The 13,998-nt window shown below is 73.9% G+C and carries 8 protein-coding genes; 3 read left to right on the forward strand and 5 right to left on the reverse strand.

Annotated features, from left to right (window positions below):
• The first annotated feature begins 14 nt into the window (after positions 1–14).
• The 3 genes from OO60_RS03930 to OO60_RS03940 are packed head-to-tail and all read left to right on the forward strand — an operon-like array spanning position 15 to position 2,624.
• A complete protein-coding gene (locus tag OO60_RS03930; RefSeq protein ID WP_003102200.1) occupies positions 15–239 on the forward strand; it encodes a hypothetical protein in 225 nt (74 codons plus the stop codon).
• Between the two features lie 55 nt (positions 240–294).
• A complete protein-coding gene (locus OO60_RS03935; protein ID WP_033260775.1) occupies positions 295–1,428 on the forward strand; it encodes an acyltransferase family protein in 1,134 nt (377 codons plus the stop codon).
• A gap of 14 nt (positions 1,429–1,442) precedes the next feature.
• Positions 1,443–2,624 carry a cysteine desulfurase-like protein gene (locus tag OO60_RS03940; protein ID WP_003102194.1) on the forward strand — a complete coding sequence of 394 codons (1,182 nt, stop codon included), beginning with the start codon at positions 1,443–1,445 and terminating at the stop codon, positions 2,622–2,624.
• A gap of 311 nt (positions 2,625–2,935) precedes the next feature.
• On the opposite strand, the gene fusA is transcribed toward OO60_RS03940, so the two are convergent.
• The 5 genes from fusA to OO60_RS03965 form a co-directional block, all read right to left on the reverse strand.
• Positions 2,936–4,882, reverse strand: coding sequence for an elongation factor G (gene fusA, locus OO60_RS03945; protein WP_033260776.1), 1,947 nt, complete (start codon positions 4,880–4,882; stop codon positions 2,936–2,938).
• 385 nt (positions 4,883–5,267) lie between these two features.
• Positions 5,268–6,908 (reverse strand): PucR family transcriptional regulator, encoded by a 1,641-nt coding sequence (locus OO60_RS03950; protein WP_033260777.1) that lies wholly within the window; start codon positions 6,906–6,908, stop codon positions 5,268–5,270.
• Positions 6,909–6,969: 61 nt separating this feature from the next.
• Positions 6,970–8,643 carry a hypothetical protein gene (locus OO60_RS03955; protein WP_033260778.1) on the reverse strand — a complete coding sequence of 558 codons (1,674 nt, stop codon included), beginning with the start codon at positions 8,641–8,643 and terminating at the stop codon, positions 6,970–6,972.
• A gap of 206 nt (positions 8,644–8,849) precedes the next feature.
• Positions 8,850–12,422: a discoidin domain-containing protein gene (locus OO60_RS03960; RefSeq protein WP_004559415.1), complete on the reverse strand. Its 3,573-nt coding sequence runs from the start codon at positions 12,420–12,422 to the stop codon at positions 8,850–8,852.
• 372 nt (positions 12,423–12,794) lie between these two features.
• Positions 12,795–13,676, reverse strand: coding sequence for a MerR family transcriptional regulator (locus OO60_RS03965; protein WP_004559414.1), 882 nt, complete (start codon positions 13,674–13,676; stop codon positions 12,795–12,797).
• Between the last annotated feature and the right edge of the window lie 322 nt (positions 13,677–13,998).

The raw sequence follows: 13,998 nt of genomic DNA on the forward strand, positions 1-13,998 counted from the left end.
GTCACCCTGGACGCATGGGGACCCCGGACGGTTTCGCCTACCGCGACGAGCGCGGCACGGTGACGATCACCCACCACGGCCGGCCCGCCGGGACGCTGCGCGGGGCCGCCGCCGCCCGGTTCCTGGCCGCGGTGGCGCGCGGCGACGACCAGCAGCTGCTGATGGCCCGCGTGACCGGCAACTACAAGCACGGCAACGAACGCCGGGCGCGGGACCACCCGCGCAACCGCGGACGCTGAGCTTTTCGACCGTTCGGGGCAAGCGGCGCAACCGGATGGGCTAGCATCCCGTCCCGTGCCGACCTCGTCAAAAATTCACGCCAATCCCAACACCGGCTTCGCGTGGCTGAGGATGATCGGCGCGATCACGGTGATCGTCGACCACAGCATGCCCCTGCTGCACCCGCAGCGGCTGACGGTCTTCCCGGCGTCCTGGCACATGTCGCCGGGGTACATCGCGCTGATGGGCTTCTTCGCGATGAGCGGCTACCAGATCCAGGACAGCTGGGCGCGCGACCCGTCGTGGTGGCGGTTCGCCGCGCGGCGGCTGCTGCGGATCATGCCGCCGCTGGTCGTGGTGCTGCTGGTGACGGTGTTCGTGATCGGCCCGCTGGTGACGACGTGGCCGGCGCACGCCTACTGGACGCACATCCAGACCTGGCGCTACCTGGTCGGCACGACCGTGCTGTTCTACATGCAGCACGACCTGCCGGGGGTGTTCGCGGCCAACCCGTACCCGTTCTCGGTCAACGGCGCGATCTGGACGCTGCCGATGGAACTGCTCGGCTACGGGCTGGTCCTGGTGGCCGGGGTGATCGTGCTGATCGGCGTGCCGCGCTGGTTCCTGGTCCTCGTCCTGGGCGGCATGGTCTACACCGACAGCGTGCTGCGGGCGACGTTCGAGTACCACGGCGCGGGCGGGTCGCTGCTGGTGGTGCCGATCGGGTCGACGGTGTCGTTCCTGGTGCCGTTCGTGATCGGGGTGGTGCTGCACGCCTACCGCGACCGGATCCCGCTCAAGCCGTGGGTGGCGCTGGTGCTGTTCGGCGCGTACCTCGCGCTGAGCCAGACCCCGGCGAGCCGGTACGCGCTGGCACTGAGCGCGGCCTACGGCGCGATCACGCTCGCGACGCACTGGCCGCGGAAGCTGGAGGCGGCCGCGCCGTACGTCTACGGCAGCTACGGCACCTACATCTGGGGGTTCCCGATCCAGCAGCTGCTCATCCTCGCCGGCGTGCGGCAGGTGTGGCTGCTGATCCTGCTGGCCGTGCCGGCCGCGTACGCCGTCGGGCAGCTGTCCTGGAACTACGTCGAAAAGCCGACGCAGCGGCTGCGCCGGCACCTGCGCCCGCCCGCGCCGGTCCGGCGGCCGGTGGCGGCGCCGCCGCAGCTGCCCGTCACCGCGGCCGCCCCGCTGCGCAGAACCTGAGGCATGCTGGCGCGGTGACCTACGACGTGTGGAAGATCCGCGAGCACTTCTCCGCCCTTTCCGCCGCGCACTTCGACGGCCCCGGCGGCTCCCAGGTCCCCGACGTGGTCGGGGCGGCGGTGGCCGAGACGTTGTGCGCGGCGATCGCCAACCGCGGCGTCGTGACGGCGGCCGAGCGGCGCGCGAGCGCGGTGGTCGCCGAAGCCCGCCAGGCGGTCGCCGACCTGCTCGACGCCGACCCGGCGGGGGTGGTGTTCGGCCGCAGCATGACCCAGCTGACGTACGACTTTTCCCGCACGCTGGCCCGCGGCTGGGGCCCGGACGACGAAGTCGTGGTCACCCGTCTCGACCACGACGCGAACATCCGCCCGTGGGTGCAGACGGGGGCGAAGGTGCGGTGGGCGGACTTCGATCCGGCCACCGGCGAGCTCGCCCCGATCGGCCCGCTGCTGTCGGAGCGGACACGCCTGGTCGCGGTGACGGCGGCGTCGAACCTCCTGGGCACCCGCCCGGACATCCCGGCGATCGCGGCGGAGGTCCATGCCGCAGGAGCGCTGCTGTACGTGGACGGCGTGCACCTGACCCCGCACGCGTCGGTGTCCGCGAGGGATCTCGGGGCGGATTTCTACGCGTGCTCGCCGTACAAGTTCCTCGGGCCGCACCTGGGGGTGCTGGTGGCGGCACCGGCGTTGCTGGAGACGTTGCACCCGGACAAGCTGCTGCCTTCGACCGACGCGGTCCCGGAACGGTTCGAGCTGGGCACGTTGCCGTACGAGCTCCTGGCCGGAACGACGGCGGCGATCGATTTTCTCGCCGGGCTGGTGCCGGGTCCGGGGTCGCGGCGCCAGCGGTTGGTCGCGTCGATGGCGGCGTTGGAGGCGCACGAGGACGCGTTGCTGGCCCGCCTCGACGGTGGTCTGGCTTCACTGCCGGGCGTGACGCGGTACGGGGCACCGGACCGGCGGCGGACGCCGACGGTGTTGTTTTCGGTGGACGGGGTGCCGTCGCAGGCGGTGTACGAGCACCTCGGGGCAGTCGGGGTCAACGCGCCGGCGGGGAGTTTCTACGCGATCGAGTGTTCACGGCATTTGGGGCTGGGTGACACGGGCGCGGTGCGGGCGGGAATCGCACCGTACACAACGGAGGAAGACGTGGACCGGCTACTGGCCGGGGTGAAGTCACTGCCCCGGGGCTGAGACCCCGGCCGCTGCTGCCTTGCGCAGCGACTACCTCCCACAGCAGCCACCCCTCCGCGACCACCCCACCGCAGCCGCCCTTCCGCGACCGCCCCTCCGCAGCCGCCCTCCGCAACCACCCTTCCGAGCCCCCCTCCGCAACCACCCCTCCGCAGCTGCCCACCGCAGCCGCCCCTCCGCAGCCGCCCTTCCGCGGCTGTCGTGAGTGGTAAGGCGAGTTCTAACTCGCCTTACCACTCACGACCGGCTGCGGCAGGCTCGGGAAGCCGGACCGGGTGGCGAGCCGGGCATCCCCGCTCGCCACCCTCACCTCACGGCACCGGCGCGAACCCCGCCGGGCGGGCGGTGAACGTGCCGCGGCCCTGGGTCCGGCTGCGCAGGCGGTTCGCGTAGCCGAACAACTCCGCCACCGGGACCGTCGCCGTCACCACCGCCGTGCCCGGCCGGACCGCCGAGCCCGCCACCCGGCCGCGCCGGGCTGCGAGGTCGCCCAGCACCGCGCCGACCGCGTCGGCCGGGACCGTCACGACCACCTCGGCCACCGGTTCGAGCAGCCGCAGGACCGACGCCCGCAGCGCCTCCCGGAGCCCGAGCCGTCCCGCCGTGCGGAACGCCAGGTCCGACGAATCCTTCGGGTGCGTCGCCCCGTCGGTCAGCGTCACGCGCAGGCCCGTCACCGGGTGGCCGCCCAGCGGGCCCTCCGCCAGCGCGTCCCGGCAGCCGGCCTCGACCGCGCGGACGTACTCGCGCGGCACCCGGCCGCCGACGATCGCCGAAGCGAACTCGAAGCCCTCGGCCGCCGGCGAGACGTCCAGGACCACGTGCGCGAACTGGCCCGCGCCGCCGTCCTGCTTGACGTGGCGGTAGACCAGCCCCGACACGCCGCGGACCACCGTCTCGCGGTGCGCCACCGACGGACGGCCCGCCACCACCTCCAGGCCGCGGTCGCGGCGGAGCTTCTCCACCGCCACCTCCAGGTGCAGCTCGCCCAGACCGGACAGCACCGTCTGCCCGGTCTCCGGGTCGACCCGCACGACGAGCGACGGGTCCTCCTCGGCCAGCCGCGCCAGCGCCGCCGTCAGCCGCTCGCCGTCGCCCGCGCGCCGGGGCTCGACGGCCACCGAGACCACCGGGTCCGCCGTCACCGGCGGCTCCAGCAGCACCGGGTCGCCCGGCGCGCAGAGGGTGGCGCCGACGCGCGCCGCCTTCGGCCCGGCCACCGCGACGATGTCGCCGGCCACCGCACTGTCCACTTCGGACTGCCGGTCGGCCTGCACGCGCAGCACCCGCGCGACGCGTTCGGCGCGCCCGGCGTCCGTCACCTGGTCCCCCTTTCGCAGTGTTCCCGAATAAACCCGCAGGTACGTCAGCCGTCCCGTCGCAGTCGAGACGACCTTGAACACGAGCGCCGCCAGCGGCGCGGCCGGGTCGGCGGGCCGGTCGGGCCGCACCGGCGGGACGTCCGCCGGCGACGGCAGGTACGCCACGACGGCGTCGAGCAGCGGCCCGATCCCCCGGTCGCGGTAGGCCGCGCCGCACAGCACGACGAGCCCGGCGCCGCTGAGGGTCAGCTCCCGCAGCGCCTTCTCCAGGGTCTCCGCCGAGACCGTGCCGGTGGCGCAGAACTCGTCCAGCGCCACCGGGTGCAGCTCGGCGACGGCCTCTTCCAGCACCCGGCGCCGCCGGCGGGCCTCCGCGAGGAGGTCGTCCGGCACGTCGTCCAGGCGCAGCAAGTCGACGACGCCGGTGAAGCCGTCCTCGCGTCCGACGGGCAGTTGCACGACCAGCGGCGCCGGGTGCAGCCGCGCCCGGATCGATGCCACGGCGGCGTCGAGGTCGGCGCCAGCGCGGTCGAGCTTGTTGACGAACGCGATCCGCGGCACGCCGTGCCGGTCGGCCTGCCGCCACACGGTTTCGCTCTGCGGCTCGACGCCCGCCACGGCGTCGAACACGGCGACGGCGCCGTCGAGCACCCGCAGCGACCGCTCGACCTCGTCGGTGAAGTCGACGTGGCCGGGCGTGTCGATGAGGGTGAGCCGGTGGCCGGCCCAGGTGCAGCTGACGGCCGCGGCGAAGATGGTGATGCCGCGGTCGCGTTCCTGGGGGTCGAAGTCGGTGACGGTGGTGCCGTCGTGGACCTCGCCGGTCTTGTGGGTGGCACCGGTGCGGTGGAGGATCCGTTCGGTGACGGTGGTCTTGCCCGCGTCGACGTGAGCGAGGATGCCGAGGTTGCGAACGGCGGTCAGGGTGGTACGCACAGCCTGGTCCTTTGTGGACGAAGTGATCAGGGCGGCGCGATTCCCCGCGACGGAGAGATTGTCAGCGCGTCACGGAGTCCGGTGCGAGCCGCGCGGCAGGCACCGGGAACGCGGAGACACCAGGATCACCTCGGACCGCAACCGGGAAGCGACAGCAATGCGAACACGCACGGCCGGCTCCCCTCATTCGACGCGGCGGACAGGTTCCGGCGCAGCCTAGCCGGGTACTGCACGTCCGCCAACGCAATTTCGAGGCCGTGCTTGAAAGGGCATCACCCGTGATTGGGCGGGCATCACGCGTGATTGCGGGGGCATCGGGCGAGATGCCCCTGCAGTCACGCGTGTGTCCCCGCTGATCACGGGTGATGCCCCTTTCCGCACGGGGTCAGGGGGCGGGTGGGGCCACCACGCGGAGCTGGAGCATCGCCGCGAACCTCGCCTCCGGGTCGGCCATGTCGAACCCGCCGACTTCGGCGAGGCGGCGGAGCCGGTACCGGAACGTGTTCGGGTGCACGTGGACCGCCGCCGAAGCCGCGATGACGTCGCCGAAGGCGTCCAGCCAGGCCCGGAGCGTCTCGACGAGGTGGGCGTGGTGCTGCTCGTCGTAGTCGAGCAGGCGGGCCACCGGCCCGGTCGGGCGGTCGCCGCGGGCGGCGACCAGGTCCTGCAGTTCGAGCAGCAGGGCCTCGACGTGCACGTCGGCCAGCAGGGCGACCCGGCGGCCGGCGCCGCTGCCCGACCGCAGCACCCGCAACGCCCGGTCCGCGCTGTCGCGGGCTTCCGGCAGTTCGGCCGCGCTGCGGGCCACCGGGCCGATGCCGACCACGGCCCGGACCCGGTCGCCCACCCGGTCCAGGAAGTCCTTGGCGATCCGCAGGGCGCGCCGCTCGCCGTCGGCGTCGCGGGTCACCGGGACCAGCCCGTACGCGGTGTCGCCGACGAGCGCGGCGGCGCAGCGCGGGTGCACCGCGCTCAGGTGCATCGCCAGGCCGTCGCTGAGCCGCTGCCGGTCGGCGGCCAGCTCGGCGTCGGCGGCGCCGGAGCCCAGCACCGCCAGCGCCAGCACGACGACCGGCTGGTCGGCCAGGCCGAGCCGGCTCAGCGCCTCGCGTGCGGCGGCCCCGCCTTCGAGGGCCGTGCTGAGCAGGTCCGCGCGCAGCCGCCGTTCGACGTCGGCGCCGGCCCGGACGCGCAGCAGGTGCAGCGCCACCAGCCGCGCCGCGTCGCAGAGGGCCTGCGTCCGGTCGGCGGTCAGCGGTTCGCGCACCGCCGCCCAGATCGAGCCGAGGATTTCGTCGCCCGCGCGGACCGCGACGGCCACCCGGACCAGCTTCAGCCCTTCGAGGCCCTCCCCGCGCAGGTCGGCGTACACCGGCTGGTCGGTGCGGTAGAGCTCGCGGAACACGCCGCGGTCGGCCAGCACGCGCGCGAACCGCTCGGGCACCTGCCGCCCGAGGATGGTCTCGACGCGCGAGGCGTCGGCTTCGTCCTGCCGGCCCGAGAACGCCAGCACGCGGGACCGCCGGTCCTCGATGGTGACCGGCGCGTCGATCAGCGCGGCGATGGCGTTGGCCACGGCGAACAGGTCACCCGACGGCAGCCCGGCGAGGGTCTCCGGCTGCGCGTCGCCGACGTCGCCCTCGGCCAGCAGCGACCGCAGCATGGCGGCGAGCTGGGCCCAGGACGCGCCGCGAGCCAGGCTCAGCAGGGCGACGCCGGTCTCCTCGACGGCGGCGGTGATCGCCGGGGTCACCGCGACCGGCGCGCGCAGCACCAGCCCGGCCGCGTCGTGCCGGGCGAGGGTCCGCAGCTGCCGGACGACCTCGTCCGGGCCGGCGAGGCCGACGCCCAGCACGAGGGCATGCTGCGGCAGCGCGGGTTCGTCCAGCGGGTCGTGGATGGCGACGCCGCCGATCCCGCCCGGGCGGTCGCCGTCGCCGAGCACCAGGTCCAGGAGGGTGCCGCCCAGGTCGTCGAGGACGCGGCCGAGGCTGGCGTGCGGGCGCAGGTTCACCGAAACGAGCACCTCCCGAAGCTAGGCGCGATGCCGTGAGCCTAGTTCGTCGCAGCGGACGAAATCAGCCTTGTCATTGGTCGTGGCCGACGAACTCCTCCCACCAGGGGATGATCCGGAAGGACGCGTCGCCGAGCCCGCGGAAGAACCCGCACCCCGAGCCGGGCGCGAACTCCGGCTCGTGCTCGTGCCGGCGGTGCCGCCGGGTTTCCCAGACGTAGTGCGGGACGCCGGTGCCCGGCGGCTCCCCGAGGTACTGCTCGGTGAGGAGGACGACCCGATCGTGCCCGGGGGTGACGGGCGCGGCGGCGCGGAGGTCGGTGGAGTGCCAGCGGATCAGCGCGTGCAGCGGCGACTCCCCTGGCCGGAGGGCGAACCGGCCGCCGCCGAGGAGGACGACGTCGGCGTCGTCGCACCGCTGCGCCAGGGCGATCCCGAAGACGATCCGGGTGTCGCAGCCGGGTTCGACGACGACGAGGGTGCGCCCGCGCAGCCGCGGAACGGCTTCGAGGCTGTGCCGGGCTCCGGCGGCGAGGGCGGGTTCCCACCGCCGGCTGTCCGCCCGCCCCCAGGCCGCCGCGAACCGCAGCGGCCCGAGGCCGGAGGCGCGGACTTCGCCGGGATCGGCAATCCGCGCGGCGACGGCCATGGCGGTTTCGAAGCCGATCCCGGCGGCGTCGAACCGGCGGAGGTGGGCGAGGAGGGTGGAGAGGGGGAGGTGCGGGATCAGGGGTTCGAGCCGGGCGAGGCCGCCGGGCCGGGCCAGGAGGTCGGCGAGGGGCAGGGTGGCGAGCACGGTGCCGGCGTGGTCGCCGGTACGGGCGCGCCGGAGTTGGGCGAGCCATTGGCCGGGCGGCGGGTGACCGGCGACCGAGCGCAGGGCGGCGGTGAGGTGCAGCGGCCCGGGTGGTAAGGGGAGATTCGATGGTGGTTCGCCTCGGCGCGGCGATCCGGCCGGTGCCGGACGACCCGCTGCCGGCTCGGCGGCTGGTTGCCGCTGCCCCCCCGCCGCACTGCCCCGGCTCACCGATCCGCCCGGCAGCTCCGCCATGGCCTGCTCCCCCGGCGACACCGCGCTCCCCCGGCCGACCGGCCCAGGCGGCTCACCGCCGACCCCGCCGACCGCCGCAGGCAGCCCGGCCCAGCTCCGCGCCAAGGGCAGCGTCGCCGGGATCGTCCGGACCCTCCCGTACCTCCTGGCCAGTGCATACCGGAACAAATCCCCCTGCTCGCGGTCGCGGGCGCGGGGATGGACCAGCCTGATCACCGTACCGAACCGGAGCGGCCGAGGCGTGCCGATCCCGCCGTGCCATGGCAGGTCGGCGCGGACGAACCCGAGCTCGAAATGGTGGCTCGCGTTGTCATACGCCAGCAGCGCCTGCTCGTCGTACAGGCACGTCACCGCCTCTGCCACGCCGCGCTTCACCGGCTTCGGCAGCGATGGCCCGTACGCGGAACCCCAGTACGCCAGCAGGTGCCCCGGATCGTCCGCGCGGCGCAGCACCGCGGCGATCACCTGCCGCGACAGCCCGTGCTCGCCTCGCTCCCGCCGCCCCGCCACGAACGCCGCTGCCCCGACCAGAGCCGGGTAGCGCATCGGTGTCTCCGTCCGGAGCCAGCTCAGGAAATCCGGTGCCCACGTCGGGTCCGCCGACCGCAGCAGCGCGACGTACCGCTCCCGGTCCGCGCGCGGCCACGCGAAGAACGCGTCCTGGTACGCCGTCCTGGCCAGTACCGTCCGGTACAACTCCTCGATGACCGCTCCTCCCCCTCGCCGGATCCACGAGCGAGGAGCACCGAGACCCGGATCGGCTCCGGGCTGGTCGTCGGGGGGCGGTGAGGGGAGCGCGCGGCACCCCTCCACTCGCTCCGGAATCGCGACCCACAGCCACGCACCGGTCCTCCTCGCTCGCGGACCCCGCGAGCGTAGCGGCGAGGTCCGACAAAACCCGCCTAGATCAGCTTCGCGGCCACGTTGTAGGCCTCCACCAGCAGTTTCGCGTTCGGCACCCGCCGCCGCGGCTCGATGCGGATCGTGCGGCTCTCGCCCGGCAGCAGCCAGAAGTAGTTGTCGCCGTAGCGGGTCGGCAGCACGCGGTCGGTGCCGTTGCGTTCCCGCAGCGACAGGCGGATCATCGCCGCGACCGTGCGCCCGTCGTTGCGGATCGTCGCGGTGTGGGCGTCGCCGTCGGGCCGCATCGACGTCGTCAGGCGCGCGCCCGGCAGCTGGTTCAGCGCGCGCATCGCCGCATCCGTCCGGTACCGCCAGTACGTGTTCTCCGACAGCACGGCGCCCTGGCCATCGGTCAACGTCAGCCGCAGCAGGTGCAGGTCCGGCAGGCCGTCGGCGAACGGGACCGTGAACGCCGCCGCGGCCGAATCCGGGGCGACGTCGAGCTTCTGCTGCGCCGGAGCGCCGAGTGAGGCACCTTCCAGGGAGAACAGGCGCGCGGTCGCCGTCACGCCGGTCAGCGCCGACGGCGTGTGGTTGACCACCCGCACCTGCCACGTCGTGAGGTCGGCCTGGACGTGCCGGGCTTCGCAGCCCTTGCGCGCGCCGTAGTAACTGCCGTTGACGTCGAGGTCGTAGTCGTAGGTCTGCCAGACCGTGCTGTGCCAGGCCGGGTGCGACATCCACAGCAGCACGCCGGTGGCGTCGTCCCACAGCCTCGCGTTCCACGCCTCGAAGATCGCGCGCATGCTCTCGTAGTTGACGAACTGCGCCTTGCGGCAGAACTCGGCCAAGCTGGTCGAGGGCGCCAGCCGCGCGTCGATCGCCGCCAGGTAGCTCTGCGGCGACTGGTTGCCGTTCGTGGACCAGTCGTGCAGGAACCACGGCGCGCCGATCGGCCAGCCGGGGTCGCCCGCGCCGACCAGGTTGCGCATGCTTTCGACGACCGACACGGTCGGCAGCCCGATCTCGCTCCAGAACCCGTACTTGCCGCCGGTCGCCTCGCCGGTGAAGTAGCGCTTGGGGTCCTGCCAGAAGTAGGGCCCGTCGCCGGTGATCACGCCGCCCGCCGAGTTGCCCTGGTAGAGCAGGTCGGTGTTCGAGTGCACGATGTCGCGCAGCGCGTTGTCGATCGACGGCGGCGGGGTGCCCTCGTTGCAGCCGAACCAGACCGTCGCGCAGGCGTGGTGGCGGTAGCGGAGCACGGTGTCCGCCGCCTGCGCCAGGAAGATGTCGTGGTTGGCCGGGTCGGTCGACCAGCCGTCCCAGAACTCGTTCCACAGCAGGATGCCGTACTTGTCGCAGGCGTCGAACAGCTCGGGCCGGTACGACGAGCCGACCCAGTTGCGGATCAGCGTGAAGTTCATGTCGCGGTGCATCGCGACGACGGCGTCGGCCCGCTCGGCCGGCATCCGGCGCAGCAGCTCGTCCCAGCCCCAGCTGCCGCCGCGGGCGAAGATCTTGACGCCGTTGACGAGGAAGGTCAGCGGCTTCGGGCTGTTGTCGACCGACGCGGCGTCGGTCCAGGTGCCGCCGTCCTGCGACACCTGGATCTTGAACGTCGCCGCGTAAGCGGTTTCCCAGGTCAGCACGACACGATCGAACGCCGTCGCGGCGCCGAGGTCGACCTGCAGCCACTGGTTGTCGCTGTATTCGGATGTCCAGCGGGTGTTCGGGTCGCCGTCGAAGGCCCGTTCGGGCGGGTTGCCGTCGGCCACCGACTGCGACGCCGACGGCTTGCCCTGCGCCAGGTCGGGGCCCGAGCCGTTCTGCACGGACATCGTCCAGAGCGAGAAGCCCCAGCCGGTGGCCCGCCTCAGGCCCTGCATGCGGACGAACCGGGCGTTCTGCGGAGCGAGGTCGACGGTCTGGGTGGCCCGGCCGCCGTCGATGACGATGGGCAGGTCGTACCGGTAGCCGATCTCGCGCAGGCCGATCTTGACGGTCCGGCGGTCGCTCGTGGCGGCGCCGATGGCCGCGGTCAGCGTCAGGTCGTAGAGGTTCGGGTCGCCGTAGCCGTTGGGCCACCACAGCTTCGCGTTGTCGATCCGCTGCTTCGGGAAGACGACGTCGGTGGCCTGCCCGGCCGGGACGGTGACCGTGCTCGCCACGTTCACCGGGCCGAAGGCGGCGGTGACCTTGATGCGCTGGGCGGTCGCGGCGGCGTTGCGGACCGGGACGGTCAGCGTCACCTCGGCGGTCTTCGCGTCCGGCACCTTCGTGTCGACGCGCACGTCGCCGAGCACGGCCGCGCCGGTGGAGCGCAGGCGTACGTGGTCCCAGAGGCCGGACGCGCGGTCCCGCACCGCGGGCATCCAGTCCCAGCCGGACACGGCGAGGTAGGTCGGCGAGTTCTCGAACATCGTGCCGCCGGCGTCGACCCAGGAGCTGCCGTTGGCGCCCTTGTCGGCGGGGCTGCCGGGCTTCGGCATCGGCGCGACCTGCACGGCGAGGACCTGCTCGCCGGTGCGGCGCAGTGCGGCGGTGACGTCGTGGACGCCGCGGCCGAACGGGTGGCTCTGGGTGGCGATTTCGGCGCCGTTGAGCCAGATCTGCGCCTCGTGGTTGATGCCGTCGAACTCGAGCCAGACGTGCCGGCCGGGCGAGGTGTCGAGGCCGCGTGGGAGGGTGAAGCGGCGGCGGTACCACCACGCGTGGCGGGAAAGCGCTTCCGGGACGTGCAGGTTGTTCATCCCGGCCACCGGGTCGGGCAGCTGCCCCTGCTCGACGAGCGAAGCCAGCACGGTGCCGGGCACGGTCGCCGGGAGCCAGCCGCGGGTGTCCACAGTGGACGCAGACAGGGCCTGGCCGCCGCCCGCGGGGGCCCAGTCGTCCATGGTCAGCACCCAGCCGGATTCGAGCGGCACGGTGCCGTCGGGCGCCACGGCGAGCGCGGGCGGGTTGTCGTCCGGGCGCACTGGGAAGCTCGTCCAGCCGCGGACCGCGGGCCGGGTGCCGCGGCTGGTGCCGAAGACCTGGAAGCCGTTGAGGCCCAGCGGGTTGCTCGTCGAGCGGCGGCTCGCGGTGAACCGGACCCACCGCGCGGTGACGGCGACGGGGATGGTGACGACGCCGCCGGTGCCCGCGTCGGTGTGGTGGACGGTGCGCCAGGCCTTGCCGTCGCCGGAGACGTCGAGGTCGAACGCCGTCGCGTAGCTGGACTGGACCTCGAAACCGCTGGTGTGGCTGCGGGAGGCGGCGGCGTCGAAGGCGGGGTCGCCGGGCTGCGCCTCGAAGGTGAGGACGACGGACTCGATCGCGCACGGCGCCTGCAGGTCGACGACGATCCACTGGCCATCGCCCTGGGCGGCGCGCCAGCCGGAACCGCGGACGCCGACCTGGGCGAGGCCGTCGACGGCGAACTCGGCCGGGGTGGCGGCGTAGTCGGTCGAAGACACCTGCACCGGCCGGAACAGGGCGAGGTCGGTCCGGCGGCTCGCCGCACCTTCGGCGACTTGGGCTTCCGCGGCGGCCGCGGTTCCGGGCAGGAGGGCGGCGAGGCCGAACCCGGCCAGCAGCCCGGACCCGGCGGCCAGGACGTGCCGCCGCGACACCCGCTCGTGCTCTTCCGCCATGCGAACTCCGTTCTCGAAGCGGCAGCCCGGGTCCCGGCGCGCGACCTGGCGGGGTGCCGCACCGCGGGCTGACAACGTTGCCAGGAAGCTTCCGCCGCGGCTGTCGGGACCGTCAAGACGACAAGGAGGACAAGAATTCGGATAAATGACATCGATGTCGGCGAGGTGGGGTGTAGTGCCCCGGTGAGCGGAACACGGCGGGGTTGCAACGCAATTGCAGCGGAGGTTGAGCGGCCGCGTGGCTGCCTTGCCGGGCGTTTCGGCTGAGCGGCTCACCGAAAGCGCCAGGCACCCCAGTCCCAGCAGGGCGCGGCAGGCCTCCGCGCCGCACCCGCCCCACTTCCGCCGCCGTGGCGAGGCCCTCGGCCCGCGCTACGCCCGCGCGTGCTCGAGCGCCACCTCCACCGCCGAGGCCAGGTCGTTCACCCTCGGGAACCCGCGATCCCCCAGGTGGTCCCACCCGGGCCCGGCCGTCCCCACCGCGCAGCCGAGGTCGCGCAGCCGGGCCGCCAGGAGGTCGTCGGCCGTGGGGGGTGTCTTCGACCAGAGCAGGACCAGGACCGGGTCGAGGCGGGCCGCGAGGTCCGCCACCGTCTCCGCCGGGACCAGCTGGCCCAGGTACGCCACCGGGACCCCCGCCTCCGCCAGCGTCGCCCGCAGCGCTTCCATCGGCAGGGAGTGCCGTTCGGCCGGGCAGCACGCCAGCAGCACCGGGCGGCCCGGCACCGCCGCCGGGAAGCGGCGGCTGAACCGCTCGAACGCCAGCGAGATCTCGGTCGTCAGCGCCCACTCCGACGCGAAGCACACGTCCCCGCGCTGCCAGCGGTCGCCGAGGCCGCGCAGCACCGGTGCCAGGACGTCCGTCCACGCCGCCGCCGGGCCCAGCGTGCCCAGCGTTTCGTCCAGCAGGCCGGCCACCGAGGCGTACCTGAGCTCGTCCGCGGCGTCCGCCAGCTCGTCCGCGCGGCGGGACGCCGGTACCTCCGGCGCGACGGTGCCCGGTCCGCCGCTGAACGCGGCCGCCGCCGCCTCCCGGACCGGCATCCCGCGCGCGACCAGCCGCTGCATGTGCTGGAGGCGGCGGACGTCGGCGTCGGAGTACCGGCGGTGCCGTCCGGCGCCGGCCGGCGGGCCGATCCCGTACCGCGCGCTCCAGCTGCGCAGCGTCACCGGCGACACGCCGAGCAGTTCGGCCACCTTTCCGGGGGCCCAGGCTCCTGCGACGGACGGCGCGTCGACGTTCTCGGGTTCCACCGCATCCTTTCGCTCGCGGACGGCGGACGTTCCCCGAAGCTTAGCGACGCACACCGCACCCGACCGGCGACACGGCGCAACGAAAGCGGTCCCGCCCACCCCGAGAACCGCACCGGCGGCCCCCGGCGGCCCCGTGACCAGGCAGGCCCGGGGTGGGGACGCGGCGGCGGGGCGATGGCCTGCCGCGTCCCCTCCGGCGCCGCCCGGCGCCGGTGATCCGGCCCGCGTCGGCCGGATCCGGGCCCGGCCGCCCGGGGTGGCACCCGCTACGGCCGGCTACGCGTTGAAACCCTTCCCGACCCAAGCTATACCTGTGCTGCAA

The sequence above is a fragment of the Amycolatopsis vancoresmycina genome, from assembly GCF_000716785.1.
Classification (GTDB): Bacteria; Actinomycetota; Actinomycetes; order Mycobacteriales; family Pseudonocardiaceae; genus Amycolatopsis; species Amycolatopsis vancoresmycina.

What these genes read in the sequence shown, in the direction of transcription:
- OO60_RS03930 (WP_003102200.1), top strand. Translation starts at nt 15, where the DNA reads ATGGGGACCCCGGACGGTTTCGCCTACCGCGACGAGCGCGGCACGGTG.
- OO60_RS03960 (WP_004559415.1), bottom strand. Translation starts at nt 12,422, where the DNA reads ATGGCGGAAGAGCACGAGCGGGTGTCGCGGCGGCACGTCCTGGCCGCC.